This is a genomic window from Sphingomonas sp. LY29 (genome assembly GCF_035593985.1).
Classification (GTDB): Bacteria; Pseudomonadota; Alphaproteobacteria; order Sphingomonadales; family Sphingomonadaceae; genus Sphingomicrobium.
Genome location: NZ_CP141587.1, coordinates 1 through 26,040, shown reverse-complemented (window position 1 = coordinate 26,040; position 26,040 = coordinate 1). Strand labels below are relative to the sequence as shown.

The following is a 26,040-nucleotide window of genomic DNA, read 5'->3' as shown; positions in this document are numbered from 1 at the left end:
GCCCCCCACACTTGCAACCGACTAGCGGGAAAGTGCCGCGACCCCCGGCAACACGCGCCCTTCCATCCATTCGAGGAAGGCACCGCCCGCCGTCGAGACAAAGCTGAAGTCCGCCGCGACGCCGGCGTGGTTGAGGGCGGCGACGGTATCGCCGCCACCCGCGACCGATATCAGCCCACCGTCTTTAGTCAGCGCCGCCGCGATCCGTGCCAGCGCGACCGTCGCTGCATCGAACGGCGGCGTCTCGAACGCGCCAAGCGGGCCGTTCCACACCAGCGTCCGGCAATTCTTGATCGCGTCTCCCAGCGCCTCGACCGCCGCCGGCCCAACGTCGAGGATCATCTCGTCGTCGGCGACCTCATGGACGTTGCAGGTTCGAACGCTTGGCGGATTGGCGGCGAATTCCTTCGCGACGACGACGTCGTACGGAAGGTGGATCGTGCAGCCCGCCTCGTCGGCGCGGTTGAAGATCGCCTCGGCTTCTCCGACCAGATCATGCTCGGCCAGCGACTTGCCGACGCTGACCCCACGCGCGGCGAGGAAGGTGTTGGCCATCCCACCGCCGATTATGAGGTGATCGACCTGGTCGACCAAATGGCCGAGCACGGCGAGCTTGCTCGACACCTTGGCGCCGCCGACCACCGCTGCGACCGGCCGCTCGGAATCGCCAAGTGCCTTCTGCAGCGCGCTCAGTTCGGCCTCCATCGCTCGTCCTGCGAACGACGGCAGCAAGTGCGCCACGCCTTCGGTCGAGGCGTGCGCGCGATGCGCAGCGGAAAAGGCGTCGTTGACGTAATAGTCGCCAAGCGCCGCCATGCCTCTGGCGAGGGCGAGTTCGTTCTTCTCTTCGCCCGCATGAAAGCGCGTATTTTCCATGATGCCGATGTTCCCCGGCAGCATCGTCGTCAGCGCACGCGCGGCTTCGGGTCCTTGGCAGTCCTCGATAAACCGAACGGATCGACCGGTCAGGTCGGCCAGCGGCTTGACCAGTTGCGCGGTCGACATGTCGGGGCGGTTCTCGCCCTTCGGTCGCCCGAAGTGCGACAGCAGCAGGACAATCGCCTTGCGGTCCGACAATTCGAGCACCGTCGGCATCAGCGCGCGAAGACGGGTGTCGTCGGACACCGACGCCCCGTCCATCGGCACGTTAAGGTCGACCCGCACCAGCACTCGCTTGCCAGCAAGGTCGGCGGGCAGGTCGTCGAGCGTCTTGAAGCCGGCCATTAGATCAGCTTCGCGATCACCCCGGCGGTGTCGATCATCCGGTTCGAGAAGCCCCATTCGTTATCGTACCAGCTGACGACGCGGACCAGCTTGCCTTCGATGACCGCAGTTTCGAGGCTGTCGATCGTCGAGCTCGACGGATTGTGATTGAAGTCGATCGATACCAAAGGTTCGTCGGTGAAGTTGAGCACGCCCTTGAGCGGACCGCTCTCGCTCGCAGCCTTCAGCGCGCCGTTGATCTCCTCGACGCTCGTGTCGCGGCCCGGGGTGAAGGTCAGGTCGACCAGGCTGACGTTCGGGGTAGGGACGCGGACCGACGATCCGTCGAGCTTGCCCTTCAGTTCGGGAAGCACTTCCCCGACCGCGCGGGCAGCGCCGGTGGTGGTCGGGATCAGCGACATCGCCGCGGCGCGCGCACGGCGCGGATCGCTGTGGATCTGGTCGAGGATCTTCTGATCGTTGGTGTAGGCGTGGATCGTGGTCATCAACCCGCGCTCGATGCCGACCAAGTCGTTCAGCACCTTCGCGACCGGCGCCAGGCAGTTGGTGGTGCAGCTGGCGTTCGACACGATCGTGTGGTCGGCGGTCAGCTTGTCGTGGTTGACACCGTAGACGACGGTCAGGTCGGCGCCCTTCGCCGGAGCGGAGATCAGCACGCGCTTGGCGCCCGCATCGAGGTGCTTCTGCCCACCATCGCGATCAGCGAAGAAACCGGTGCATTCCAGCGCGATATCGACGCCGAGTTCCCGGTGCGGAAGCTTGGCGGGATCGCGCTCGGCGGTGACCTTGATGCGCTTGCCGTTGACGATCATCGTGTCGCCCTCGGCGCTCACCTCGCCCGGGAACGGACCATGGACGCTGTCGCGCTTGAACAGCATCGCGTTCGCCTTGGCGTCGGCCAGATCGTTGATCGCGACCAGTTCGAGGTCATGGTCGTCGCGCTCCAGGATGGCACGAGCGACAAGGCGGCCGATCCGGCCGAACCCGTTGATGGCGACTTTGGTCATTGCTTGATCGTCTCCAGGATTTGGGGGGTAATCGCATCGGCGGTCAGGCCGAAATGTCGGTAGAGATCGGGCGCGGGTGCCGAGGCGCCAAAGCGATCGAGCCCGAAGCGGAGGCCGTCGACCATCGTCAGCGCCTCCCAGCCGAAGGTCGTGCCCGCCTCGATTGAGACGCGCAGGATTTCCTCCGGCTTCACGTCGGGAAGCACCGAATCGCGGTACTCGCGGGGCTGCGCCAGGAACTTCTCCCACGAAGGCAGCGAAACGACGTCGGCGCCCACGCCAGCGTCTTCGAGCTTGTCGGCGACGTCGAGCGCGATCTCGATTTCCGAGCCCGTCGCGATCAGGATGACGCGGCGCGCCGCCATAGCCTTGCGCAGCGTGTATCCGCCGAGCGCCGACAAATTCTGCGGCGCGGCCTCGGTCCGGACCGGGCGCAGATTCTGCCGCGACAGGGCAAGCAGGCTCGGCCCGTCATCGGCCAGCGCCGCAGCCCAGCATTCGGCGGTCTCGACCGCGTCGGCGGGCCGATACACGGTCAGGCCCGGGATCGCGCGAAGCGATTGCAGATGCTCGACCGGCTGGTGGGTCGGACCATCCTCGCCGAGCCCGATCGAATCGTGGGTCATCACGTGAATCGTCTTGGCAGTCTGCAACGCGCCGAGGCGGATCGCGGGTCGGCTGTAATCCGAGAAGACGAGGAAGGTGCCGCCGTAGGGCACGACACCGCCATGAAGCGCCATTCCGTTCATCGCCGCGGCCATGCCGAATTCGCGGATCCCGTAATAGATGTATCGCCCGCCATAGTTGGACGAATCCAGCGGCAGCATCGCCTTTGTTTTGGTATTGTTCGACCCGGTCAGGTCGGCCGAACCCCCGATCGTGGCGGGGACCACCTCGTTAATCGCCTCGAGCGCCATTTCCGACGACTTGCGCGTCGCGACCTTGGGTGGATTGGAGATGAGCGTGTCGAGATAAGGCTTCAGCCACTCGTCGCTGACCTTGCCCTTCATCCGGTCAGTGAATTCCTGCGCCTTGCCGCTCGCCTCGAGGCGCTTGGTCCAGTCGGCGCGCAGCTTGCCACCGCGAGCGCCGACATCGCGCCAGCCCTTGGCGACGTCGTCGGGGATCGCGAACGGCTCCGACGCCCAGCCCAGTTCCTTGCGGGCGGCCTCGACCTCGTCCTTGCCAATCGGCGAACCGTGCGTCGCCGACGTGCCCTGCTTGTTGGGCGCGCCGTAGCCGATGATCGTTTTGCAGCGGATCAGCGAGGGTCGCATGTCCGCGGTCGCCTCGTCGATCGCCTTCGACACCTTCGCGCTGTCCATGCCGTCGCACTCGACGGTGTGCCAGCCCATCGCCGCATGGCGGGCCATGACGTCTTCGTTGCGGCTGAGGTCGGTCGATCCGTCGATGGTAATGCGGTTGTCGTCCCAAAGCACGATCAGGCGGCCGAGCTTCAGATGGCCGGCAAGGCCTGCGGCTTCGTGATTGACGCCTTCCATCAGGCAGCCGTCGCCGGCGATCACGAAGGTGCGATGATCGACCAGATCGTCGCCGTAGACTGCGTTCAGGTGCCGCTCCGCGATCGCCATTCCGACCGCCATCGCCAGTCCCTGGCCAAGCGGCCCGGTGGTCGCCTCAACGCCGTCGAGAAGGAAATTCTCGGGGTGGCCAGCGCACGGGCTGGTCAGCTGGCGGAAATTGCGGATGTCATCCATCGTCGGCCGGGCGTAGCCGGTCAGGTGGAGCAGCGCGTAGATGAGCATCGATCCATGACCCGCGGACAGCACGAAGCGGTCGCGGTCGGGCCAATGCGGATCGGCCGGATCATATTTAAGGTGACGGGTGAACAGCGCGGTCGCGGCATCGGCCATTCCCATCGGCATTCCCGGGTGGCCCGAATTGGCAGCCTCGACCGCATCCATCGCAAGAGCGCGGATGGCGTTAGCGAGTCGGCGTTGCGTCGGCATGCATTCTCCATGGGATACCGGCCCGCCGGACTCGGCGGGTCGATAAGTTGGTGCCTATTGTCGCTCGGTCGCACATCGTCAACCTCGCCTCCGCCTTGCGGCACGCAATCAATCTGCCTAGTCCACGGCGGATGGACACCGCACCGCTAGAACAGGCGCTCGATCGAGCCGAACGCGCCTTGCTCCGGATCGAACGCTCGGTCCAGCGCGGAGCCATGCACCGCGGCAAGGACGACGCCCTTCGCGGCAAGGTTTCGCGCGCGCTCGCCGACCTCGACACGCTTTTGCGTGAAAGTGCCGAGTAATGGCCGAAGTCGAACTCACCATCGCCGGTCGTCCCTACCGCGTCGCGTGCCGCGACGGCGAGGAAGACAATCTCCGCGCCGCCGGCGCACTGGTCGACGCCAAGAGCCGGGAGGCGCTTGCAGGCCTCGGAGCACTGAGCGAATCGCGGCAGCTGTTGTTTGCGGCCTTGCTTCTCGCCGACCAAATCGTAGACGGGCGCGAAGTCGAATTGCCCAAGGCCCTCGACCCCGCCCTCGTCGAGCGAACCGATCGTATCGCAGAGCGGCTCGAATCGATTGCCGACACTCTTGAGGAAGCCGACCGCAACGCCTAGATAGGCAAAGACGGGTTCTGCCTCGTACGAGCTTTGAACATCCCTGAGGCGATTTCCGATCCAAGGGAGCTGTCCCTGCCCGGACTACATCGGGTACGATGGGGTCCGACGCACACGGTGCCCACCTGACGTTTGTGGCGTCAGAGGATTTCCGGCAAACGGCCAAGGTGGTCCCGTCACTTGCCCCCTCCATGACCAAGGCCGAGCTACGTCGCGCGGTCCGCGCCGCGCGCAGGAAGTTCGTGGCGTCGCTGTCCGCAGAACAGCGCGACGAGCTTGAGCGTCGCCTGGCGGATAATCTTTCGCCGCTGCTGGCCGGCGCTTCGGCGGTCGGGGGCTATCACGCCATCGGCGGAGAGATCGACCCTGCCCTCATCCTTGACCGCGCTGCACGCCACGCCCTGCCAACCTTCGACGCCGGAATCAGCAGCTTCGTCTTCCGCGAAGGACCTGCCACCGACCAAGGTCCGCACGGCATCCCGCAGCCGGCGGTCGAGCGACCCGAACTCCACCCGGCGGTCATTCTCATCCCGCTGGTCGCGACCGATCCGGCGGGCTATCGGATCGGCCAGGGAGGCGGTCACTACGACCGAGTCCTTCCCGGCCTTCGTGAGCGAGGCGCGCGATTGATCGGTCTTGGCTGGGCATTACAGCGCCTCGACTTCGCTTTTGCCCGCGACCCTTGGGACGTGCCGCTCGACGGCTTCGCCTCGCCCGACGGACTGGAGATGTTTCGATGAACGAGCCGTCATGGCGCAAGCCCGCAGGAATCTTCCTGATCCTTGCCTATATCGGCGCCTGGATGGGAGTCATCGCCAGCTTCTCGGGCACGATCGGGGAGTGGCCCGTCCTGTTGCAGGCCCTCTTCTATCTCGTCGCAGGAATAGCATGGATCGCACCGCTAAAGCCGTTGCTGCGGTGGATCGAGACCGGGCGGTTCACAGGCCAATAAGGGCCGTTCATCGACGATTCGTTGAAAATCGGGTATCGGCGACCCACTTCTTCGCTTCAGCCTGATGACCCCGACCCTTCCCTTCCAGCCCACGCGGCCATGGCGAACGCATCCGCGTGAAACGGCGGCGCTTGGACTGCTGACCGTCGCTGGAATGCTCGCCGTCGCGGGCGCAGTCGGCGCCACCCCGACGCTTCCGGAGTTGAAAATCGGTCCCTCCGTCGACGAAGTCGCGCCGCCGAAACCGCTTCTGACCGATATCCGCGCGCTGTCGCCGGAAACCGCGGTCGCGGTGAATGCCCAGATTCCGCTGATCAGCGGCCCCGTTCCTCCTGCCCAGCCATTCGTGTTTGGCAACGGCAGCGCAGAGGCGCGCGCTCGTGCTACCGAATGCCTGACCAGCGCCATCTATTACGAGGCAGGGCAGGAAAGTACCGAGGGGCAGCGCGGCGTCGCGCAGGTCGTCCTCAATCGCGTCCGGCACCCCGCCTTCCCCAACAGCGTGTGCGGCGTCGTCTACGAAGGTTCGACCCGTCAGACCGGTTGCCAGTTTACCTTCACTTGCGACGGATCGATGGCGCGCCGCCCCGTCCCGGCTTTGTGGGATCGCGCCCGCCGCGTCGCCGCGGCGGCGCTATCGGGAGAGGTTTACGCCCCCGTCGGCAACGCCACCCATTATCACGCCAATTATGTCGTTCCGTATTGGGCCTCCAGCCTGACGAAGACCCGCGTCGAGGGCGCGCACCTCTTCTACCGCTGGGCGGGCAATTGGGGTCGTCCCGCGGCGTTTACGCAGCGCTGGTCGACGAGTGAGGCCAATCCGGCCGCGCTTCGCATGGCGGCGCTGAGCGTCCCCGAGACCGCTCCGTCGGCGATCCTGACCGCCGAAGCGACCGAAGTCACGAAGCTGGAGGCCAATGGCGCCAAGGTGACCAAGGAAGGCGGGCGCGTCCGCGTCCTGTTCACGCCGCAGGCGCGCGAAGCCGTCGAAAAGGTCAAGGTCACACCATACGTCGATCGTAGCGCGGCGTCGGACAATCTGCGCTATGCGCTCGACGGTGGAAGCGCCCCGCAGGCCGCGCCGCAACAGGCATTCGGCAAGGCTCCCGAAAGCCCAAAACCCACTCAATGATCGGGATCGGCGGAAACGCCGGCGTTCCATTTCCACAAGGCGAAAATGGCGCGAGTGACGGGGCTCGAACCCGCGACCTCCGGCGTGACAGGCCGGCGCTCTAACCAACTGAGCTACACCCGCTGATGCGGTGTGGCGGGCAACTAGGTCAGGCCCTATTGCCTGTCAACAAGACTAATCCTCTTTTTCTTCATCTTCGCCGACATGGGTGAGCGTCCCGTCCTCGAACAGGAAGCCAGCGATGTCGGGAACGCCGGCGGCCGCGAAGATCGTCTTGAAGATGATCAGCAGCGGCACGGCCAGCAGCGCGCCGGTTGTTCCCCAGACCCACGCCCAGAACGACAGAGAGACGAGGATCGCGAGCGGATTGATGGTCAGTCGCTTGCCGACGATCATCGGCGTGATGACGTTCGCCTCGATCATGTGAAGCGCAACGAAGATGGCCGGTGGCAGCAGCGCCGCCCACGGGTCGGCAAAGGTCATCAGCCCGCCGAAGGCTAGCAGAAGCGAGGCCGCGATCGGGCCGAGGTAGGGGATGTAGTTGAGCACCGCGACGATGCCGCCCCACATGATCGGCGAATCCATGCCGAGCATCCACAGGATCAGCGCCGTGAGCGCGCCCAGCGTGACGTTGATGACGGTGATCGTGCCGATGTAGGTCGAGGTCGCATCGACGACCTGCTGGATGACTCGTGCCGTCGTCAGCGCGCCTTCGAAGCTGCCCCGGCTGACGATCGTGCGCTTGCGCATGCCGGTCCAGCCGGCGAGGAAGAAGAAAATCACCAGCAGCGCGAAAAATAGCTGCACCGCGGCGTGCGGCGCCGACGCGGTGATGATGCCCAGCATCGAGTTGGGAGTTTCGACCCTGACGGTGCGCGCATTGTCCGCCTCGATCGAAATCCGGGCGGCAGTCGAATCGACGAATTTCTCGAGGTTGGAATAGAGGTCGAGCAAGGGCGCCAGCGCTTGCGTCACGCGGTCGATCCGCTGCGGGATCAGCACGACCCAGTCGATCGCCGGGATTACGATCGCCGCCAAGGCGAAGATGGCGATGGCCAGAAAGATTAGCACGCACAGGACGGCGGCCAACCCAGACTTTAGGCCGCGCCGCTCGAACCATTCGAGCATGGGAACCAGCGCGATCGCGATCACCAGCGCCGCGGTCACCGGAAGGAAAAACTCTGCTCCGGCACGCAACGCGAACGGAAAAGCCAGGATCAGCCCAATGCCGCCGATCAGCGTCAGCGAGGCCAGCAGCCTTACCCGCTTGAGATCGAGCGTCTCCATCTCATGCTCGTGCGAATCAGGAGAGTGACGAAGATGGCTGTCCATTCGCGGACATTAGCAGTCCGTTTAACGGGCGCTAGCGACCCTATGGCTACCGCCACGCTTATTATGGTCATGGGAATGGTGCCCCTGGTCCGACTCGAACGGACACTCCGTGAAGAACTCGATTTTGAGTCGAGCGCGTCTACCATTCCGCCACAGGGGCACTTCCGTCGCCTTTAGCACGGACAAATTGCCGGGCAAGCGACAAGCAATCAAACGAGTGGGCGCTCCGTCACGTCGTGACCGTAAGGATCTTCGCCGTAGCGGTTCGGTCCCTTGGTGCCCGGCAGGACGAGAAAGATGAACAGGGCGATACCCGCGATCCCGGCGACGAGGGTGAGAATGCCGACTGCCCCGACGCTGGTGCTCGACGTCAGGTCTCCGCCGGCCTGGCCTACGAGGGCGATGACGATGGCATAAGGCAGGAACGGGACCAGCACCCACCAACCGGTGTGGTCGCGGTCGTGCAATCTGCGAACCGTCGCGGCGAGGTAGGGAATGAGCAGTCCCACGGCGACGAGCAACGTGACCGGTCCGTACGGTCCGATGATCGAGAGGCCGAGCAAGGAGTCGATGACCGTCGCCACGAGGTAAAGAATGATCGAGAGAAGGTAGAACCACCAATATTCGGCGCGCGGTGCTCGACCCGAGAAGGTGGCGTATTTCTTAAGCGGCCGGGTGGCCCAGTCGATTGGTGACATTTCCATTTTCCCCCTGACAATTGGTGTGAACTTATCCTGTGTGATCGCGAACGCCAGTCCTAGTTGCGCGGGGCTTGGCGACGGTAGCTGAGCGCTTCGGCGACGTGGATGCGCCCGACCTGTTCGGCCCCGGCGAGGTCGGCAATCGTCCGCGACACGCGCAGCACGCGGTGAAAACCCCGTGCCGACAACCGCATCGCCGCCGCCGCATCGGCGAGAAGCTTGCGTCCCGGCTCGTCGGGCGTCGCGATCGAATCGAGCAGTTCGCCGTCGGCCTCGGCGTTCGTTCGCACGCCAGACCCGTTGAAGCGCCGCGACTGGACCTGGCGCGCCGCGGCGACCCTGCCTGCGACTTGGTCACTTCCCTCAGCGGGCGGTGGCAGGGTCAAGTCGGCCGCGCTGACTCCTTGTACGTCAACGTGAAGATCGATTCGGTCGAGCAACGGACCCGACACCCGCGCTTGATAGTCGGCCGCGCATCGCGGCGCCCGCGCACAAGCCAGCGCCGGATCGCCGAGGTGCCCGCAGCGACACGGGTTCATCGCCGCGATCAACTGCACACGCGCGGGAAATGTCACGTGCATGTTCGCCCGCGCAACGCTCACTTTGCCGGTTTCAATCGGTTGTCGAAGCGAATCGAGAACCCCACGCTGGAACTCCGGCAATTCGTCGAGGAACAGCACGCCGAGATGCGCGAGGCTGATTTCTCCCGGGCGGACCTTCAGCCCGCCACCGACGAGCGCAGGCATCGATGCCGAGTGATGCGAACTGCGGAACGGCCGCCGCCGCTTTAGCCGCCCCCCTTCCAACTCCCCCGCCACGCTGGCCACCATCGACACTTGAAGTGCTTCGGCCGGCTCCAACGGGAGCAGGATCCCCGGCAGGCACGACGCCAGCAGGGATTTCCCCGCGCCCGGTGGCCCGCTCATTAGCAGATTATGCCCGCCGGCCGCCGCGATCTCGAGCGCGCGCTTCGCGACTTCCTGACCCTTCACCTGCCGAAGGTCGGGGCCAGCCACCGGCGCCTCCGCTTCGCCCGGTTCGGGTGGCCGCAGCAACTGGGTCCCCTTGAAGTGCGACATCAGCGCGAGAAGGTCCGGGGCGGCCAGCACTTCGACCTGCCCCGCCCACGAGGCTTCGCCGCCCTGCGCCGCGGGGCAGATCAGACCCATGCTTCGAGAACTCGCATGCAGCGCCGCCAGCAGCACGCCTGGTGAAGCGGCAATCCGTCCATCGAGACCCATTTCTCCGACCGCGACATAGTGCGACAGGCTTTCCGCATCGACGGCCCCGATTGCCGCCAGCAGCCCAAGTGCGATCGGCAAGTCGAAGTGCGACCCTTCCTTCGGCAGGTCGGCCGGCGACAGGTTGATGGTAATGACCTTGGGCGGCAGGGCCAATCCGATCGCCGACAGCGCAGCGCGGACCCGTTCGCGGCTTTCCGCAACAGCCTTGTCGGGCAATCCAACAATGGTGAAACGCGGCAGTCCGCTCGACAGCTGGACCTGCACTTCGACCGCACGGGCTTCGAGACCGAGATAGGCGACGGTCGCCACGGTCGCGACCATCAGCGGCCGCCTTCAATCATTCGACGCAACATTCCCCCTGGCTCGGCTCGTCCAGCCTAGCGGCCCTGCATCGCGACGCAACTCCCCTTGTCGCCGCCAACGAAACGACCCACATGGCGGCGATGATTTCGCGCGACCAGTGGCAGGCGTTCATCGATCACCCTGCCGTCGAATGGAGCATCTTCGTCGTCGGCGTGGTGCTCATCCTGCTATCGCCTTTGGCTGGCGTCATCCCCGGTCCGGGCGGCATCTTTGTCTTTGCGATCGGCCTGGCGATGGTGCTGAAGACCAGCATGTGGGCCAAGCGGCGCTACGTTCATTTCAAACGCTGGCAGCCGAAGGCGGGTCGATGGGCCGACTGGGGCCTGCGCCGCGAAAGCGCAAAGCGCCGCGAGGAAATCCGCAAGGAGCGTGAAGCAGAGGGCCTGCCGCCGCTCGACGAGGCAAGCGACGGCTCAGGTGTCGGCGCGCACCTCCCCTCGCCGCCCGCCGCACCACCGGAAATGCCCGGCGATCCCGAGCGCCCGGCGGATCGAATCCATTGACTTTGCCCACACGCCCCCGTATCGGCGCCCGCAACAGAGGCCGCTTCGGCGGCCCTTTTCATTAGATCTACGAAGGCATGAGCGATGAAGCGCACTTTCCAGCCGAGCAACCTCGTCCGCGCACGGCGTCACGGCTTCCGTCACCGGATGGCGACTGTCGGCGGCCGCAAGGTGCTGAACGCCCGCCGCGCTCGCGGCCGCAAGAAGCTCAGCGCCTAATCACGCTTACCCGGCGTTCGGATTTCCTCGCCGCCAATCGCGGCAAGCGTGCTCCCATGCCCGGTTTCGTCCTGCTAGTCCGCCCGCGCGGCGATGACGATGCGACGGTCCGCGTCGGCTACACCGTGACCAAAAAAATTGGCAACGCCGTCGTCCGCAACCGGATGAAGCGGCGCTTCCGCGAACTCGCCCGCGCGATTTTTCCCGATCATGCGCTCGCCGGCGCCGACCATGTCCTGATCGGCCGGGCCGGCGGGATCGAACGCGACTTCCAGACGCTGGCCGAAGACCTCCGCCGCGCTCTTGCGAAGCTCTCCCGATGATTGCCCGCGCCCTCATTCTTGTTGCGCGCGGGTGGCAGCTAGGACCAAGCAAGGTCCTGCCGCCGTCCTGCCGGTTCCAGCCGAGTTGTTCGGCCTATGCGATCACCGCTCTTCGGCGCTATGGCGCCGCGAAAGGGGGCTGGATGGCCCTCAAACGAATCATGCGCTGCCATCCCTGGGGCGGGCAAGGGCCCGATCCGGTCCCGTGACACGACAAGGACGCCATTCGAAGTGAACGACAATCGCAATATGATGCTGGCGATCGTGCTCAGCGCGCTCGTCCTGATCGGCTGGAGCTTCCTGTCCGAAAGCGTTTGGCCGACCTCGGGCCCGCAGACCCAGACCGTCGAGAACGGCAAGGTGAAGCCCCTGCCGCAACCTTCCGCGGACCCCGCCGCCGACAGCCCGCGCGCGATCCGCGACCGCGCCGTCGTCCTTGCCGAAACGCCGCGCGTCCGCATTGAAACGCCCAGCGTCAACGGCTCGATCAACCTGAAGGGCGCTCGCTTCGACGATCTCACCCTGGTCCGCCAGCGCGAAGGCCTTGCCAAGGACTCCCCCGCCGTTCGCCTCCTAACCCCGGCCGGCGCGCGCGATGCCTATTTCGGCGGTTTTGGCTGGGTCGGACAGGGCGTCGCCGCCCCCGATGCCAACAGCGTCTGGACCGCCAGCGCGCCGGTACTGACTCCGGCCCAGCCGGTCTCGCTCAGCTGGACCAATGCTACCGGCCAGCGCTTCGAACAGATCGTCTCGGTCGACGACGGCTACCTCTTCACCATCCGCCAGCGCGTCGCCAACCTGTCGCCCAGCGCAGTGGGTCTGCGCAGCTACGGCCTCGTCAGCCGGGCCGCAAAGTCGACGGACGCCGACGGGTGGACGATGCACGTCGGGCCGATGTCGGTGCTGAACGGCACCGCCGACTATGACGTCAATTACGAGACGCTCGACGAAGACCGCGCCGGGATCACCCGCGACGCGTCGAGCGGCTGGCTCGGCTTCACCGATAAATATTGGCTGACCGCGTTGGCGCCCGCCAACGGATCCAACTTCGCCGCCAGCCTGAAGCGCACGCCGTCGGGCGCCTATCAGGCCGACTACGCGGGTGCGCCGTTCATCGTCGCGCCGGGCCAGGCGGTTAGTGGCGAGACGCACTTCTTCGCCGGCGCGAAGGAAAAGAGCCAGCTCGACGCCGCCGAGACTCGCGGGATCACCCGCCTGTCGAAGTCGATCGACTGGGGCTGGTTCGAATGGTTCATGCGGCCGATCTTCGGCCTGCTGCAATGGCTGTTTCACGCCACCGGCAACTTCGGCGTGGCGATCATCTGCCTGACCTTCATAGTCCGGCTGCTGATGTTCCCGATCGCCGACAAGCAGTTCCGCTCGATGGCCGGCATGCGCCGCGTTCAGCCAAAGATGAAGGCGATCCAAGAACGCTACAAGGACGATAAGCCTCGGCTTCAGCAGGAAATGCTGAAGCTGTACCAGACTGAGAAGATCAATCCGGCGGCGGGCTGCCTCCCCATCCTGCTTCAGATCCCGGTCTTCTACGCGCTGTACAAGGTGCTGATGGTCAGCGTCGAAATGCGCCATCAGCCGTTTGTCGCTTGGATCCGCGATTTGAGCGCCCCCGACCCGCTGACCCCGGTCAACCTGTTCGGCCTGCTCGACTTCACCCCGCCCCACCTGCTGGCGATCGGCGTGCTGCCGATCCTGGTCGGCGTGACGCAGTGGATCTCGATCAAGCTCAACCCGCAGCCGACCGACCCGGTTCAAGCGCAGATCTTCTCGATCATGCCGTGGGTCCTGATCGTCGTGATGGCGCCGTTCGCCGCAGGCCTGCAGCTTTACTGGTTCGTCAACAACCTACTCACGATCGCGCAGCAGAAGTGGCTCTATTACCGCTACGATCATGAGATGACCCCGCCGACCGAGGTCGACGCGGTCGCGACCGTGGTCAAGAAATGACCGACGAGCATGACGCCGAGTTTGCGGAGCGCGCGCGCAAGCTGTTCGCGGGGCCGATCGACTTCCTGAAGTCGGCCCCGACGCTTGAGCACCTCCCCGCGCCCGACGCGCCGGAGATCGCGTTTGCCGGACGCTCCAACGTCGGCAAGTCGTCGTTGATCAACGCGCTTACGAACCGCAACAAGCTGGCGCGCGCGTCGAATACGCCGGGGCGGACGCAGGAACTCAACATCTTCGACGTGGGCAAGCCGCTGGTCTTTCGGCTGGTCGACATGCCCGGCTATGGCTTTGCCGAAGCGCCCAAGGACATGGTCAAGCGCTGGCGCTTCCTGATCAACGACTTCCTGCGCGGCCGCCAGGTACTCAAGCGCGCGCTGGTCCTGGTCGATTCGCGTCACGGGCTTAAGGACGTCGATCGCGAGATCATGACCATGCTCGACAGTGCCGCGGTCAGCTACCATCTCGTCCTGACGAAGGGCGACAAGATCAAACCGACCGAGTTGGAAAGCACGATCGAAGGGGTTCGCGTCGAAGCGGCCAAGCATCCCGCGGCCCATCCGCTGATCCTGCCGACGTCCGCCGAAACCGGCCGCGGCATCCCCGAACTTCGTTCCGCGATCCTGGAAGCCGTGCTGTCGTGAAGCTAATCATCGGCAACCGCGCTTATTCCAGCTGGTCGATGCGCGGCTGGCTCGCCCTGAAGCAGAGCGGGATCGAGTTCGAGGAACTGGTCGTCCCGCTGTTCGACGAAGCATGGGAGCAGCGCCGCGAAGGCGACGAATTCGCGCCCTCGCTCGGCAAGGTGCCGATCCTGTGGGACGGCGACTGCGTCGTCTGGGATAGCTTGGCGATCATCGAATTCCTTGCCGACCGAGTCGGTGGCGACAAATATTGGCCCGCCGACGAAAGCGCGCGCGGCATGGCGCGGTCGATGGCCGCCGAGATGCATTCGGGCTTCGGCAATCTACGCCGCGAACTGCCGATGAACGTCCGCAAGAATTTTGGAACGGTCCCGCTGTCCCCAGCAGTCGAGGCGGAAGTCATCCGTATCCTCAACCTGTGGATGCAGGCGCGCGCGCGATTCGGCGGATCGGGCGACTATATGTTCGGCGACTGGACCGCCGCGGACATCATGTTCGCGCCCGTCGTGACCCGCTTCGTCACCTATGGCGTCCCCGTCCCTCCCTTCGCCGCGACCTACATGGAGGCAGTGCTGCATCGCGCCGACGTCGTCGAGTGGATCGAGCTCGCTCAGGACGAGCCATGGGTTATTGAGGAATATGAGGCGGCCGCGAAGGACTAACCTCCAACTGCCTCCCCCTGTCCTCCCTGCCGCCGGCGCGCTACGAACGATGCATGATTTGCCACTCCAGCGCCGTGCCTCGACCTCCCCTCCCTCTCGACGCTCTCCACACGGTCGGCGAAACGCCCATATTTCTAGGCAATCGGCATGACTTCTAACGTCGATCCCGTCGTCCTTGCCCAGCGTCTGATCGCCTGCCGCAGCATCACGCCGGCGGTTGGCGAGGTCTTTGACGTGCTCGAGGAATCGCTTCGGCCGCTCGGTTTTGAGGTGCATCGCTTCCTGCGCGGCGAAGCTCCCGATGGACCAGTCGAGAATTTGGTCGCGATGCGTGGGTCGGGAAGTCCGCACTTCGGCTTCGCCGGTCACCTTGACGTCGTGCCGCCTGGCGAAGGCTGGACCCACGACGCCTTCGAACCTCGGATCGAAGACGGTATCCTCACCGGGCGCGGCGCGAACGACATGAAAAGCGCGATCGCCGCCTTCGTCGCGGCGGTTGCCGACCTTCCACAGGACAAGGGCACCATCTCGCTGCTGATTACCGGTGACGAGGAAGGTCCTGCCACTGACGGCACGGTCGCCATCATCGACTGGCTCGAGGAGCGCGCCATCCGGCCCGACATGATCCTGATTGGCGAGCCCACCAGCGAAGCGCGGCTTGGCGACACGGTGAAGATCGGCCGACGCGGTTCGGTCAACATGTGGATCGACGTCCCGGGCACGCAGGGACACGTCGCCTATCCGCACCGCGCCGACAATCCGGTACCGGTCCTTGCGCGCATTGTCGCGGAGCTCGACGCATGGGTCATCGACAACGGCAACGATGCCTTCCCGCCATCGAACCTCGAATTCACGGACATTTCCGCGCCCCCTGGCGCGACCAACCTGATCCCGGGCCGATCCGGCGCACGGTTGAATATCCGCTTCAACAATCTTCAGCGCGGCGAGGATCTGGTCGACGAGGTCCGTCGCGTCGTGGCGAAGCATTCGCCCGAGGCGACCGTCAGGGCGCTGATCTCCGGCGAAGCGTTCCTCACCCCTTCCGGCGAACTCTATGATCTCGTCGTCGCCGGGATCGAGGAGGTGACGGGACAACGTCCTTCGCTTTCCACCGGCGGCGGAACGTCCGATGGGCGGTTCCTGATCAAACTATGCCCGGTGGTGGACTTCGGCCTTCCCAACGCGACGATGCATAAGGTCGGGGAGCATGCCGCGGTCGAGGATATCCGCAATCTCGCGCTGATCTACCGCTCGATCCTGACACGCTTATTCGTTTAGGCGACGTCGCGGTTGCCGCGCTCTGCGTTGCCAATCCAGGCGAGATACTCTTCCTCGAACATCGGATAGGCGAACACGAAGCCCTGGATCGTCTCGCAACCCATCGCCCGCAGGATGTCGGCTTGCGCCGTCGACTCGACCGCTTCGGCAACGATCGAGGCACCGACGCTCTTCACGAGCTGGATGACCGCCTGCACGACGTCGCGCGCCTGTTCGTTCTTCTCAAGGTCGACGATCAGCGAGGGATCGAGCTTCACCCGGTCGAGCGGCATCGCGCGCAAACGGGCGATGTTTGAATAACCGGTGCCAAAGTCGTCGATCGTAATCCAGGCGCCATCGGCTCGGAGGGAGGCGATCTCCGCGAGAACTTGGTCGGAGCAATGCATCGCTGCCGACTCGGTGAACTCTACCTCGATCAGCGATAGCGGGACTTGCACCTGTGCAAATGCGGCACGCAGCCGATCGAAGAAATCGGAGCGGTCGAGTTGACGCGGGCTTACGTTGAACGCGATCCGGCGCGCCATACCCTGCGGCTGCCACTCGGCCAGCATCGACGCGACCTCGGCCATCACCCAATCGCCGATTTCGCCGATAAAGCCGGTCTGCTCGGCCACGGGAATGAACGTCTCCGGCTGCCGCAGGCCCTCGCGAGGGTGGTTCCAGCGCAGCAGCGCTTCCGCGCCGCTGATTTCACCGGTTGCCAGGCAAAGCTGCGGCTGGAAGGCCAGCAGGAACTCGCCGCGTTCGACCGCTTCGCCCAAGGCAGCCTCGGTCTCGATCTTGCGCTGATGCTCCTCGGCCAATTCCTCGCTGAACAGCCAAAATCGCCCTCCACCCGCACTCTTTGCACGGTACATGGCGATATCCGCCGCCCGCATCAGCGTCTCGATCGCGCTGCCATGGTGCGGGGCGAGCGCGACCCCGACAGAGGCCCCCACGTCGATGCTATGGCCCTGCAGTTCGAACGCCTCGCTGATTGCCATTGCGATCCGGCGCGCGGCGCGCTCCGCATTGGCGCTGCTGCCGATGTCGGGGAAGAATACGGTGAATTCGTCGCCGGCCAATCGAGCGAGGATCGGTCGGGCGGCGCTGCTTTCGCCCATTTCCGCCGTCACCACCACGCGAAGCCGATTGGCCACCATGATCAGCAGTTGATCACCCCGGGCATGACCAAGGCTGTCGTTCACGTTCTTGAAGCGGTCGAGGTCGACGAACAGCATCGCCGCCATCGTGTCGGGATTGCGCGCGGCGAGCAGCTTGTCGGCCTCGGCACGGAAATGCAGACGGTTGGGCAAGGACGTGACGGGGTCGTACATCCCCAGCGCGTGTGCGTTCTCGATCGAGGCGCGAACCTCGGCGAACAGGCTGTCGACCGCAGTGGCGAGCTTAGGCATGGCGTCGCGCACGATCCGCGGCGTCGGACTGGTCAGGTCTCCCTGCTCGACCGCCAGGAGGCGATCGCCGAGCGCGTTGAGCGCCCGCGCGCTTTCGCTGTTCGGTCGTTCAGAGGCGATGTAGCTGATCAACAGGCAGAAGGCGCCCGCCAACATCGAGGCAACGACCTGCTCGTTGAAACTGGTGATGGTCAGGAAAGCGCCGAGCGAGAACAGGAACGAGGCGACGCCCGCGAGCCCGGAGAGGATCGCGTTGCTGACCTTCTGTGCAGACCCGTCCTTCACCGTCCTGATGATCCCGCCCCTCGCGCCCCACCGGCGCCGACGCGATCGTCATAAACAGACTGGGTTAAGAAAAAGTGGAAGCGCCGGGTCGGCGCAGGATGATGTACAGGCTGCCCCCGCCCCCGTGCCGGGGATGGGCGCCGCGCACCGCCGCGATATGCCGGGCGTGCCGCGAATGAGCGAGCCAGTCGTGGACGGCCGCGCGAATGCGCCCACGCACCAACGGCGGCTCGCCGCGACGTTCGTGACCGGTGATCAGCAACAGGACCCGGCTTTCCTGGCGAATGGCGTCCTCCAACGCCACGTCGATGGCATTCCACGCGCGGTCGAGATTGTGGCCGTGAAGATCGAGCGTTCGGTCCGGGTCGATGCGTCCGGTCTTGAGCCGCCGGTCCCATCCCCCGTCCAGGGTCGCTTGCTGCAGGGTTCGCGGTACTGCCGCCGGAGCGACCACGACGCGTGGCGGCGGGACGCGGCCTTTCACAGTCTTGGGCGGAACAGGCGCTACTGGCGTGGGATTGGGAAGCTTGGTCGGGAGTTCGACCGGATCACGCGACAAGGGCCGGATGGTCGCGGCGACCCGCGACCATAGTTCCGCCTCTTCAGCGGAGAGCTTGCGCACGCGCCGCCGCGCCCTTGGGCAACAGGAGGATGGCCGAGCCTTTCGACGACATTCCGCCAGCGGTCGCTTCGGCCGCCGCGCCGGCACCCCAGAACGTGTCGAAGCGATTGGCGCCCTTGATCGCGCCACCGGTATCCTGAGCGATCCACAATCCCGACGCTTCCGGCCGCTCCATCGACAGGACGACCGGTGCGCCCAAGGGCACGAACAACGGATCGGTCGCGACGGTCGATTGCGGCGTCACCGCCACGCCCATTGCACCAAGCGGTCCTGCGCCGGTCAGTTCACGAAAAAAGATGTAGCTTGGATTTTCGCGCATCAACGCGCGCCCCTCGGTGGGATTGGCGCGCATCCACGCGACGATCTCCTTCATCCCCGCCTTGCCCTCTGCAAGGATGCCGCGCTCGCGCAGCAGTCGGCCGATGGCGATATATTCGCGGCCATTCTGGTTCTCGTAACCGATACGCATGACACCGCCGTCGGGGAGCAGCAGTCGGCCCGAGCCCTGGATCTGCAGGAAGAAGAGGTCGATCGGGTCGGCGACCCAAGCCATCTCGAGCCCACGCCCGGCCAGGGCGCCGTCCTCGATCTCGGCGCGCGTGAAATAGAGGACGCATGCGCCTGTCTCGTCGAGGCGGCCCCGTCCCGTCTGGCCATCGGCGCGGGTGCAGCGGGTCAGATCGCTGGGGAGCGAATAAACCGGCGTCTCGTAACCGGGCGCCTTGGTGCGCGATCCGCGAATTTCAGGCTCGTAGTATCCGGTCGCAAAGGCATCGCCGTTACCGACGCGCAGCCAGTCGAACCGGTTCTGGAAGAACGCGGCTGCCGAGCCGGGCGCCAATGTACGCGCCTCGTCACAAAGCGGCTGCCAATCGGCCGCCGTCGTCAATTGCGTCTGGTCACGACGCTTGAGCATTGCCGGGCAGCTCGCGCGAAATGCCGCGAGCGCGCGTTCGGCGCGCGCGGGATTGATCGCGGTCGGCGCAACCAGCGTGACGCCTGCAGCCCGAGCGTTGGCGGCGGGCGGCGGTGCAGGCGGCACGACGACCGGCGGCGGGGCCACCACGACTGGAGGAGGCGTTGGTTCAGCCGGCGGCGGCGTGCGCATCGCGCAGGCAGCAAGAAGCAGCGTGGCGGAGAGCGCGGCCGCGCGAAACAAGACGCTCACTCTTCGTCGTCGGTTTCGACCAGGGTCCAGTTCGGGTCGCCCAGCGCCAGATCGCGGCGGAAGGTCCAGCGTTCACGGGTCTGCACCGCGTCCGACATCGATCCGCCGACGACCACACCCTCGGCATTGCGAGTAACCGCGGCGATATCAGCTTCGAACCGGACCGTGATCAGCGCGACCGTGCGCTCAAGCTCGGCGCCTGCGATCACGGCCTCGTCGACCGACACGAGGCGATTGTCGAGCACGAGGCCGTCCTTGGCACGCTGATCGACCGCCGACTTGAAAGTGTCGAAGACGTGACCGTCGACAAACGGACGCGTCGCTTCGAGGTCGCCCTTCCAATAAGAGTCGAGGATCAGGCGATAGGCAGACTTTGCCCCTTCGAGGAAACGGGCGACGTCGAACGTCGGATCGGCGGCAAGGATGGCGCGGACGCCGGGTCCCGCGGTTGGCAGATAGGCCATGTCGTCCCCATCGACCGGAACGCCCGCGACCGCCGCCCGGACAGGCGAAGCCGACTTGTCGATGCGCGCATCGGCGTCGGTGTCTGCCGGGCGCAGGATCGGCTGCTCGTGCCCCGTGCGTTCGCCCAGAACGCTGTAGAGCCTAAGGCCGATAAACAGTGCGACGAGCGCGAGAATAACGATGGTTGCCAAAGGATCGTCCGTTTCAACGATGGAAATGTGGCCACCAACATAGGGTAGAAACGACGCAGTTTCAAAGGGCAGTCCATCGCACCGTCGCGGCATTGCACCGTGCAGGACCGCCTGCTAGGCGCGAGCACGCTGCGGCTGGGGCATCTCCTTCCCCTTAGCGCTGCTCCACGACGTTGATCGCACAAGGAAGTTTCATGGCCGACCAGGACAATCCCACCACCGACATCGATCTTGGCGCCGAAGCCACCGATGCGGCCACCGCGCCCCAGGCATCGACCGTCGCGCAATATATCAAGGACCTGTCGGCCGAGAGCCCGTCAGCCCCGCAGGTTTTCCAGTGGCAGGAACAGCCGACGCTGGACGTCCAGTTCGGAATCAATGGCGGCAAGGTCGCCGACGACGTCCACGAAGTCATCCTGAAGATCGAGGTTTCGGCCAAGTCCGACAGTGGCACGCACTTCATCGTCGACCTCAGCTATGCCGGCCTGTTCGCTTTCCGCAACATCGCGGAAGACGCTCTCGCGCCGTTCCTGCTGGTCGAAGCTCCGCGCCTGCTGTTCCCGTTCGCGCGGCAGATCGTCGCCGATGCCATCCAGAACCTCGGCTTCCCGCCTCTGCTGCTCGACCCCATCGATTTCGGCGCGGCTTACATGTCGCAGATGGACGCGCAGGGGCAGGCCCAGGGTCAGCCTGGCGGTGACGGCGAACCGCCCGTCGGCCACGCCTAAGTCCGGGCAAGGCGGGGGATGAACCTCTACCGCGCGATCGGCTCGATCGGTGGGCTGACGATGGTCAGTCGCGTGCTTGGATTCGCGCGCGACATGATCGCCAGTCGCCTGCTCGGCGCGAGCCACGCCAACGACGCGTTCAACCTCGCCTTCCTGCTTCCCAACATCTTCCGCCGCCTGTTCGCGGAAGGCGCTTTCTCGTCGGGCTTTGTCCCGCTGTTCAGCCGCCGGCTGCAGTCCGGGGGGCATGAGGAAGCGCAGCAATTTTCGAACGATATCCTGTCGGTGTTTATGCCGGCACTGCTGCTGGTCACGGTGATCTTCGTCATCGCGATGCCGAGCGTGTTGCTGCTGGTCGCTGGTGATTATCAGAACGTCCCGGGCAAGTTCGACCTTGCCGTCGAGCTCACGCGCTGGACCTTCCCCTATCTGCTGTTCATCAGTCTCGTCGCCCTCCTGTCGGGCGTCCTCAACAGCCTGACACGCTTCGCGGTCGCGGCTTTCGCGCCTGCGCTGCTCAACCTTGCGCTGATCGTAGCGTTGCTGGTTGCGCCTTCGGGCAAGATCGAGATTGTCCGCACCATGGCGATCGCCGTGCTGGCCGGTGGTATCTTGCAGTTCGCCCTATGCTGGTGGGCGGTGCGCAAGGCGGGCATCCATCTCCGCTTCGGACGGCCGCGCATGACCCCTGCGGTGCGTGAGTTGGTCGTCCTTATCCTGCCCGCCACGATTGCCGCCGGCGTCTATCAGATCAGCCAATTGTTCTACGCCTACTTCTCGTCGCGGCTGGGCGAAGGCGCGCTGACCAATCTCAGCTACGCCGACCGCCTGAACCAGCTACCGCTGTCGATCATCGGCACCGCGCTCGGCGTCGCGATCCTCCCAGCGATCAGCCAGGCGATTGCGCGGGAGGACGAGGTTGAGGCCGCCGACGTGCAGGCCCGCGCCTTCGACCTGTCGATGCTGCTCACCCTCCCCGCCACCCTGGCGCTGGCGGTCGCATCGGGACCGATCATCGGCGCGCTTTATCAGGGCGGCGAATATAGCGTCGAAAGCGCGCGCATCACCGGTAACATCCTCGCAATCCTGGTGACGGGCCTCCCGGCCTACGTTCTCGTCAAGGTGCTCACCCCCGCCTTTTACGCCCGCAAGGACGTCAAGACCCCCGTGCGGATCGCGATGGGCGTGCTGGCGATGGGCGTGGTCGCCAATTTTCTGCTGATCGATCGGATCGGCATCTACAGCCTCGCAACGGTGACGTCCGCGAGCGCGTGGGTGAACTTCTTCCTGCTGTTCGGGATACTCTACGCCCGGCGCCAGTTCCGAATGCCCGGATGGTTGGTCGGGCGCGTCGTCCGGCAGTTGATCGCGGCCGCCGCGATGGCTGCCTCTCTTTATGGCATCAAGGCAGTCGCTGGGGACCTGTTCTTCGGAAACGTGCTCGAACGCGTGATCGGGCTGGGCGCGCTCGTCGGAACCGGCGCCATCGTCTACTTCGCTGTCGCCTGGATCATCGGCGGGATCGACCGCGAGGCGATCGCCACGCTGATGCGCCGCAAGAAAGCCGCTGAATGACCGACACCCCCATGCGCGTCGTCTCGGGCATTCAGCCCACCGGCGACCTTCACCTTGGCAATTTGCTTGGAGCGATCCTCCGCTGGGTCCGCATGCAGGAAGAGACCGAGTGCCTCTTCTTCCTTGCCGATCTTCACGCCCTGACGGTCGACGGCAGTCCGGCGACCCTGCGCGCCAACGTGCGCGAAATGGCCGCCGCGCTGATCGCCAGCGGCATCGACCCCGACAAATCGACGCTGTTCGCCCAGAGCGCAGTGCCCGGCCACGCCGAACTGGCATGGATCCTCCAGTGCACCGCCCGCATGGGTTGGCTCAACCGGATGACGCAGTTCAAGGAGAAATCAGGCAAGAACAAGGAAGGCTCGAGCGTCGGCCTGTTCACCTATCCGGTGCTCCAGGCGGCCGACGTGCTGCTGTATCGCGCGACGCACGTCCCCGTCGGCGAGGATCAGAAGCAGCATATCGAGCTGGCGCGCGACATCGCGCTGAAGTTCAACAATGATTTCGACACCGAATTGTTCGTGGCGCCCGAACCGTTCATCGGCGGCGGGAACGCGGCACGCGTGATGTCGCTTCGCGACGGAACGGCGAAGATGTCCAAGTCCGACCCGTCGGAGGCCAGCCGCATTCAGTTGACCGACGACGACGACCTCATCGCGCAAAAGGTACGTAAGGCGAAGACTGATCCCGAGTCATTGCCCGACGACCCCGCGCTGCTCGAAGCCCGACCCGAAGCGCGCAACCTCGTCGGCATCATGTCGGCCGTGACCGGCGAAACGCGGGAGGCGATCCTGGCGCGCTTCGCGGGTCAGGGATTCGGCGCGTTCAAGCCGGCGCTTGCCGACGCGGTCATCGCGCTGCTGTCGCCGCTGCGAACGCGACTGATCGAGCTTCGAACCGACGAGGCCGCCCTCGACGCGATCCTTGCTCGAGGCGCGGAGAAAGCGGCGGCCGTCGGCGCCCCGACCCTTGCCGAGGCCTATCGCGCGGTGGGGCTTCGCCACTAGGATGTCGATTGCCCGACACAGGGCCTTCATCGCCTATTCAGCACGGCTCATGCTATACGCCCGTCCTACAACGGAAAATTTCCGATTCGATGGGTGGTGAAATGCGTCTCAACAAATTTGCTGCGGCAGTCCTGCTCGGCGTTTCCGCGCTTGGCCTTTCGGCGTGCGCTACCGGCTTTCCGACTAAAGTCTCGCGCTATCAGGCGATGCCTGCGCCGCAAGGCCAGACATTTTACGTCGTGCCGGGACAAGGCGCCGCTCAAGGCGGCGGGCTGGAATTCACTCGCTACGCGAACATGGTGACCAATGCGATGAGCGCGCAGGGCTATCGCCCGGCGACGTCGCCCGAGAGTGCCATGATGATCGTCCAATTGAGCTACGGGGTTGATCGCGGTCGTGAGGTCTACGTGCGCGATCCCTTCCCCAGCGATCCTTTCTACGGCGGGTTCTACGGACGCCCCTATTATTCGCGCTACGGATATTACGGTCGTCGCTCGCCCTTCTTTTACGGGTGGGAGGATCCGTTCTGGTACGGCCGTTACGGCGGGCGCGTCGACAGCTACACCGAATATCGTAGCCAGCTAGACCTCGACATCCGCAGCCGCGCGACCAATCAGTCGCTGTTCGAGGGCCAGGCGCAGGCGCGGTCGACCACCGACAACCTCGGCGTCCTCGTGCCGAACTTGGTGCAGGCGATGTTCACGGGCTTCCCGGGACGGTCGGGCGAAGTGGTGAAGATCACCGTTCCGCCAGAACAGCAGGTCCGCCGCTAACAGTCTCCCGAGCGGGAGCGGGGCAAAAGAAAGGCCCGCCTGGCATAAGCCGGGCGGGCCTTTTTTTCGCGTTGCGCGCTCGCGGTCGATCAGCCCTCGAGCTGGCGAGTCAGCAGGCGGATGTCGGCGTCGAGCTCAGAGTCGCCAGCACGGAGCCGTTCGATCTGCTTGACCGCATGGATGACGGTCGTGTGGTCACGGCCGCCGAAACGGCGCCCAATGTCCGGCAGCGACTTCGGTGTCAGCTGCTTCGACAGATACATGGCCACCTGGCGCGGGCGGGCAACTTCGCGCGCACGGCGGGCAGAGGTCATCTCCGCCTTGCGGATGCGATAATGTTCCGCGACCTGCGTCTGGATCTCGTCGATCGAAATTCGGCGCTGGTTGGCGCGCAGGACGTTTGCCAGCACCTCTTCAACGAACGGGACGTCGATCGTCCGACCGGTCATCATCGCGTAAGCGGCGATGCGGTTGAGCGCGCCCTCGAGCTCGCGGATAGAGCTTGCGATTCGACGGGCCAGGAATTCGACCACGGCGCGCGGCATCGAGATGCCCGGAAGCGCGCCGAGCTTCGATTCAATGATGTTGAGCCGCAGTTCGTACTCGGCCGGGTTGATATCCGCGACGAGGCCCCATGACAGGCGCGAGAGGATACGCGGTGCGATCCCGTCGAGGTCCTGCGGCGCACGGTCCGACGTAATCACCAGTCGTCGACCGGCGGTGATGATCTCGTTCATCGTGTGGAAGAATTCTTCCTGCGTCGAATCCTTGCCGGCAATGAACTGGACGTCGTCGATCAGCAGCAGGTCGGCCGAGCGCAGCCGGCCCTTGAAGCTGATGACATCGTTGTTCTTTAGCGCGCGAATGAACTCGACCATGAACTTTTCGGCCGACATCGACACGACTCGCGCGCCCGGCTGCTTTTCCAGGAAAGCCTGCCCGATGGCGTGGAGAAGGTGGGTCTTGCCCCGACCGGTGCCGCCGTGGAGGAAGAGCGGATTGAAGGCGACGCTGTCCGCGGTGGCGAGCGTACGCGCCGCGGTGGCTGCGACTTCGTTCGCCTTGCCGATGACGAAAGTGTCGAAACGATAACGCGCATCGAAATTGGGAGCGGAGGGGTCGCGAACCGCCGGTGCCTGCGGCGCTTCGGGAATTTCTTCCAGAATCAGCAAGGGCGCGGGACGCGGTCCGTCGCTTGCCGGCACGATCTTCACCGACCGGACGATCGGAAGCATCGTGCGCCAGGCCAGCGACAGGCGATCGCCAAAGTGGCTTTCGACCCAATCGGCCATGAACTTGCTGGGCATGACGACTTCGAGCTCGCCCGAGTCGCCGTCGAAGGCGCCAAGTTCGGCGGGCTTCAGCCAACCGTCAAAGGTGCGGGCTCCACAATCACGGCGAAGGCCGGCGCGAATCGATTCCCAAGCGGCCTCGAGCGGTGCGGGTACTTCGGCGACGCTTTCCGGATCGGACACAGACATATTCTCCCGACCCTCCTGCACTACGCCGCGCCTCCCACAATCTCGTGTTTTCCAGACACGCATCGACTTTGCGCACGATGAGATCGCGCGCCGGAACCGACGTTGGAAAATGTGCCCCCCGGCTCGAAAATCGCTACCGGAGACAGCTTTCTGAAAGTGTGAGCGCCGTTGTTCAAGCACCGAATTTTCATCGAGGTGAAATAAATCGGCTTGACA

28 protein-coding genes and 2 tRNA genes are annotated in these 26,040 nt (G+C 65.0%); 17 read left to right on the top strand and 13 right to left on the bottom strand.

Going from position 1 to position 26,040, the window contains the following annotated elements; translation table 11 throughout:
- Positions 1-21: 21 nt before the first annotated feature.
- The 3 genes from SH584_RS00150 to tkt are packed head-to-tail and all read right to left on the bottom strand — an operon-like array spanning position 22 to position 4,201.
- Complete coding sequence (locus tag SH584_RS00150; RefSeq protein ID WP_324807607.1) at positions 22-1,224, bottom strand: phosphoglycerate kinase; 1,203 nt, start codon at positions 1,222-1,224, stop codon at positions 22-24.
- On the bottom strand, positions 1,224-2,231 hold the full coding sequence (gap, locus tag SH584_RS00145) for a type I glyceraldehyde-3-phosphate dehydrogenase (RefSeq protein ID WP_324807606.1): 1,008 nt from the start codon (positions 2,229-2,231) through the stop codon (positions 1,224-1,226). The genes SH584_RS00150 and gap overlap by 1 nt, the downstream gene beginning before the upstream one ends.
- Positions 2,228-4,201, bottom strand: a complete 1,974-nt coding sequence (gene tkt, locus SH584_RS00140) for a transketolase (protein ID WP_324807605.1) — start codon at positions 4,199-4,201, stop codon at positions 2,228-2,230. Before tkt ends, gap begins: the two co-directional genes overlap by 4 nt.
- Positions 4,202-4,332: 131 nt before the next feature.
- Here tkt and SH584_RS00135 point away from each other — a divergent pair, with 131 nt between their 5' ends.
- The 5 genes from SH584_RS00135 to SH584_RS00115 all read left to right on the top strand — a co-directional run bounded on the left by SH584_RS00135 (position 4,333) and on the right by SH584_RS00115 (position 6,904).
- Positions 4,333-4,506 carry a hypothetical protein gene (locus SH584_RS00135; RefSeq protein ID WP_322840787.1) on the top strand — a complete coding sequence of 58 codons (174 nt, stop codon included), beginning with the start codon at positions 4,333-4,335 and terminating at the stop codon, positions 4,504-4,506.
- A complete protein-coding gene (locus SH584_RS00130) occupies positions 4,506-4,820 on the top strand; it encodes a cell division protein ZapA (protein ID WP_322840788.1) in 315 nt (104 codons plus the stop codon). The genes SH584_RS00135 and SH584_RS00130 overlap by 1 nt, the downstream gene beginning before the upstream one ends.
- A gap of 191 nt (positions 4,821-5,011) precedes the next feature.
- A complete protein-coding gene (locus tag SH584_RS00125; protein ID WP_324807602.1) occupies positions 5,012-5,560 on the top strand; it encodes a 5-formyltetrahydrofolate cyclo-ligase in 549 nt (182 codons plus the stop codon).
- Positions 5,557-5,772, top strand: coding sequence for a DUF2842 domain-containing protein (locus tag SH584_RS00120; RefSeq protein WP_324807600.1), 216 nt, complete (start codon positions 5,557-5,559; stop codon positions 5,770-5,772). Before SH584_RS00125 ends, SH584_RS00120 begins: the two co-directional genes overlap by 4 nt.
- 64 nt (positions 5,773-5,836) lie before the next feature.
- Positions 5,837-6,904 carry a cell wall hydrolase gene (locus SH584_RS00115; protein WP_324807598.1) on the top strand — a complete coding sequence of 356 codons (1,068 nt, stop codon included), beginning with the start codon at positions 5,837-5,839 and terminating at the stop codon, positions 6,902-6,904.
- 46 nt (positions 6,905-6,950) lie between these two features.
- On the opposite strand, the gene SH584_RS00110 is transcribed toward SH584_RS00115, so the two are convergent.
- The 5 genes from SH584_RS00110 to SH584_RS00090 form a co-directional block, all read right to left on the bottom strand.
- A tRNA-Asp gene (locus SH584_RS00110) sits at positions 6,951-7,027 on the bottom strand.
- 51 nt (positions 7,028-7,078) lie between these two features.
- Complete coding sequence (locus SH584_RS00105; RefSeq protein ID WP_324807596.1) at positions 7,079-8,236, bottom strand: AI-2E family transporter; 1,158 nt, start codon at positions 8,234-8,236, stop codon at positions 7,079-7,081.
- A gap of 76 nt (positions 8,237-8,312) precedes the next feature.
- Positions 8,313-8,396, bottom strand: a tRNA-Leu gene (locus tag SH584_RS00100).
- A gap of 49 nt (positions 8,397-8,445) precedes the next feature.
- A complete protein-coding gene (locus tag SH584_RS00095; RefSeq protein ID WP_324807594.1) occupies positions 8,446-8,940 on the bottom strand; it encodes a DUF805 domain-containing protein in 495 nt (164 codons plus the stop codon).
- Between the two features lie 53 nt (positions 8,941-8,993).
- Positions 8,994-10,502, bottom strand: coding sequence for a YifB family Mg chelatase-like AAA ATPase (locus SH584_RS00090; RefSeq protein WP_324807592.1), 1,509 nt, complete (start codon positions 10,500-10,502; stop codon positions 8,994-8,996).
- Between the two features lie 113 nt (positions 10,503-10,615).
- On the opposite strand from SH584_RS00090, the gene SH584_RS00085 reads away from it, so the two are divergent.
- From SH584_RS00085 to dapE, 8 genes are all read left to right on the top strand, one after another.
- Entirely contained in the window at positions 10,616-11,047 is a 432-nt protein-coding gene (locus SH584_RS00085) for a hypothetical protein (protein ID WP_324807590.1), read from the top strand.
- Between the two features lie 84 nt (positions 11,048-11,131).
- The gene (gene rpmH, locus SH584_RS00080) at positions 11,132-11,266 is read left to right on the top strand and encodes a 50S ribosomal protein L34 (protein ID WP_166412229.1); all 135 of its coding nucleotides are present in this window, start codon (positions 11,132-11,134) and stop codon (positions 11,264-11,266) included.
- Complete coding sequence (gene rnpA, locus SH584_RS00075; RefSeq protein WP_324809569.1) at positions 11,266-11,589, top strand: ribonuclease P protein component; 324 nt, start codon at positions 11,266-11,268, stop codon at positions 11,587-11,589. Before rpmH ends, rnpA begins: the two co-directional genes overlap by 1 nt.
- On the top strand, positions 11,586-11,798 hold the full coding sequence (gene yidD, locus SH584_RS00070; protein WP_322840796.1) for a membrane protein insertion efficiency factor YidD: 213 nt from the start codon (positions 11,586-11,588) through the stop codon (positions 11,796-11,798). Before rnpA ends, yidD begins: the two co-directional genes overlap by 4 nt.
- A 22-nt stretch (positions 11,799-11,820) precedes the next feature.
- On the top strand, positions 11,821-13,554 hold the full coding sequence (gene yidC / locus SH584_RS00065) for a membrane protein insertase YidC (RefSeq protein ID WP_324807586.1): 1,734 nt from the start codon (positions 11,821-11,823) through the stop codon (positions 13,552-13,554).
- Positions 13,551-14,195: a ribosome biogenesis GTP-binding protein YihA/YsxC gene (gene yihA, locus SH584_RS00060; RefSeq protein ID WP_324807584.1), complete on the top strand. Its 645-nt coding sequence runs from the start codon at positions 13,551-13,553 to the stop codon at positions 14,193-14,195. The genes yidC and yihA overlap by 4 nt, the downstream gene beginning before the upstream one ends.
- Complete coding sequence (locus SH584_RS00055; protein ID WP_324807582.1) at positions 14,192-14,857, top strand: glutathione S-transferase family protein; 666 nt, start codon at positions 14,192-14,194, stop codon at positions 14,855-14,857. Before yihA ends, SH584_RS00055 begins: the two co-directional genes overlap by 4 nt.
- Positions 14,858-15,004: 147 nt before the next feature.
- Positions 15,005-16,135 carry a succinyl-diaminopimelate desuccinylase gene (gene dapE / locus SH584_RS00050; protein WP_324807580.1) on the top strand — a complete coding sequence of 377 codons (1,131 nt, stop codon included), beginning with the start codon at positions 15,005-15,007 and terminating at the stop codon, positions 16,133-16,135.
- Here dapE and SH584_RS00045 read toward each other — a convergent pair.
- From SH584_RS00045 to SH584_RS00030, 4 genes are all read right to left on the bottom strand, one after another.
- A complete protein-coding gene (locus SH584_RS00045; RefSeq protein ID WP_324807579.1) occupies positions 16,132-17,814 on the bottom strand; it encodes a putative bifunctional diguanylate cyclase/phosphodiesterase in 1,683 nt (560 codons plus the stop codon). The two genes, dapE and SH584_RS00045, sit on opposite strands and share 4 nt — an antisense overlap.
- A 64-nt stretch (positions 17,815-17,878) precedes the next feature.
- Positions 17,879-18,436, bottom strand: a complete 558-nt coding sequence (locus SH584_RS00040) for a Smr/MutS family protein (protein WP_324807577.1) — start codon at positions 18,434-18,436, stop codon at positions 17,879-17,881.
- Complete coding sequence (gene mltA / locus SH584_RS00035; RefSeq protein ID WP_324807575.1) at positions 18,417-19,604, bottom strand: murein transglycosylase A; 1,188 nt, start codon at positions 19,602-19,604, stop codon at positions 18,417-18,419. Before mltA ends, SH584_RS00040 begins: the two co-directional genes overlap by 20 nt.
- Entirely contained in the window at positions 19,601-20,260 is a 660-nt protein-coding gene (locus tag SH584_RS00030; protein ID WP_324807573.1) for a Tim44/TimA family putative adaptor protein, read from the bottom strand. Before SH584_RS00030 ends, mltA begins: the two co-directional genes overlap by 4 nt.
- Positions 20,261-20,454: 194 nt before the next feature.
- Between SH584_RS00030 and secB the strand changes: the two genes are divergently transcribed.
- The 4 genes from secB (at position 20,455) to SH584_RS00010 (ending at position 24,343) form a co-directional block, all read left to right on the top strand.
- On the top strand, positions 20,455-20,988 hold the full coding sequence (gene secB / locus SH584_RS00025; protein WP_324807571.1) for a protein-export chaperone SecB: 534 nt from the start codon (positions 20,455-20,457) through the stop codon (positions 20,986-20,988).
- Positions 20,989-21,006: 18 nt separating this feature from the next.
- Positions 21,007-22,563: a murein biosynthesis integral membrane protein MurJ gene (gene murJ / locus SH584_RS00020; RefSeq protein WP_324807569.1), complete on the top strand. Its 1,557-nt coding sequence runs from the start codon at positions 21,007-21,009 to the stop codon at positions 22,561-22,563.
- An 11-nt stretch (positions 22,564-22,574) separates the two neighbouring features.
- Positions 22,575-23,570: a tryptophan--tRNA ligase gene (trpS, locus tag SH584_RS00015; protein WP_324809568.1), complete on the top strand. Its 996-nt coding sequence runs from the start codon at positions 22,575-22,577 to the stop codon at positions 23,568-23,570.
- A 101-nt stretch (positions 23,571-23,671) separates the two neighbouring features.
- A complete protein-coding gene (locus SH584_RS00010; protein ID WP_324807567.1) occupies positions 23,672-24,343 on the top strand; it encodes a DUF4136 domain-containing protein in 672 nt (223 codons plus the stop codon).
- An 89-nt stretch (positions 24,344-24,432) separates the two neighbouring features.
- Here SH584_RS00010 and dnaA read toward each other — a convergent pair whose 3' ends face one another.
- Positions 24,433-25,824: a chromosomal replication initiator protein DnaA gene (gene dnaA / locus SH584_RS00005; protein WP_324807565.1), complete on the bottom strand. Its 1,392-nt coding sequence runs from the start codon at positions 25,822-25,824 to the stop codon at positions 24,433-24,435.
- Between the last annotated feature and the right edge of the window lie 216 nt (positions 25,825-26,040).

Coding starts and splice junctions, on each gene's coding strand:
- SH584_RS00150 (WP_324807607.1), bottom strand. CDS start 1,224: ATGGCCGGCTTCAAGACGCTCGACGACCTGCCCGCCGACCTTGCTGGC.
- gap (WP_324807606.1), bottom strand. CDS start 2,231: ATGACCAAAGTCGCCATCAACGGGTTCGGCCGGATCGGCCGCCTTGTC.
- tkt (WP_324807605.1), bottom strand. CDS start 4,201: ATGCCGACGCAACGCCGACTCGCTAACGCCATCCGCGCTCTTGCGATG.
- SH584_RS00135 (WP_322840787.1), top strand. CDS start 4,333: ATGGACACCGCACCGCTAGAACAGGCGCTCGATCGAGCCGAACGCGCC.
- SH584_RS00130 (WP_322840788.1), top strand. CDS start 4,506: ATGGCCGAAGTCGAACTCACCATCGCCGGTCGTCCCTACCGCGTCGCG.
- SH584_RS00125 (WP_324807602.1), top strand. CDS start 5,012: ATGACCAAGGCCGAGCTACGTCGCGCGGTCCGCGCCGCGCGCAGGAAG.
- SH584_RS00120 (WP_324807600.1), top strand. CDS start 5,557: ATGAACGAGCCGTCATGGCGCAAGCCCGCAGGAATCTTCCTGATCCTT.
- SH584_RS00115 (WP_324807598.1), top strand. CDS start 5,837: ATGACCCCGACCCTTCCCTTCCAGCCCACGCGGCCATGGCGAACGCAT.
- SH584_RS00105 (WP_324807596.1), bottom strand. CDS start 8,236: ATGGACAGCCATCTTCGTCACTCTCCTGATTCGCACGAGCATGAGATG.
- SH584_RS00095 (WP_324807594.1), bottom strand. CDS start 8,940: ATGGAAATGTCACCAATCGACTGGGCCACCCGGCCGCTTAAGAAATAC.
- SH584_RS00090 (WP_324807592.1), bottom strand. CDS start 10,502: ATGGTCGCGACCGTGGCGACCGTCGCCTATCTCGGTCTCGAAGCCCGT.
- SH584_RS00085 (WP_324807590.1), top strand. CDS start 10,616: ATGGCGGCGATGATTTCGCGCGACCAGTGGCAGGCGTTCATCGATCAC.
- rpmH (WP_166412229.1), top strand. CDS start 11,132: ATGAAGCGCACTTTCCAGCCGAGCAACCTCGTCCGCGCACGGCGTCAC.
- yidD (WP_322840796.1), top strand. CDS start 11,586: ATGATTGCCCGCGCCCTCATTCTTGTTGCGCGCGGGTGGCAGCTAGGA.
- yihA (WP_324807584.1), top strand. CDS start 13,551: ATGACCGACGAGCATGACGCCGAGTTTGCGGAGCGCGCGCGCAAGCTG.
- dapE (WP_324807580.1), top strand. CDS start 15,005: ATGACTTCTAACGTCGATCCCGTCGTCCTTGCCCAGCGTCTGATCGCC.
- secB (WP_324807571.1), top strand. CDS start 20,455: ATGGCCGACCAGGACAATCCCACCACCGACATCGATCTTGGCGCCGAA.
- murJ (WP_324807569.1), top strand. CDS start 21,007: ATGAACCTCTACCGCGCGATCGGCTCGATCGGTGGGCTGACGATGGTC.
- trpS (WP_324809568.1), top strand. CDS start 22,575: ATGCGCGTCGTCTCGGGCATTCAGCCCACCGGCGACCTTCACCTTGGC.
- SH584_RS00010 (WP_324807567.1), top strand. CDS start 23,672: ATGCGTCTCAACAAATTTGCTGCGGCAGTCCTGCTCGGCGTTTCCGCG.
- dnaA (WP_324807565.1), bottom strand. CDS start 25,824: ATGTCTGTGTCCGATCCGGAAAGCGTCGCCGAAGTACCCGCACCGCTC.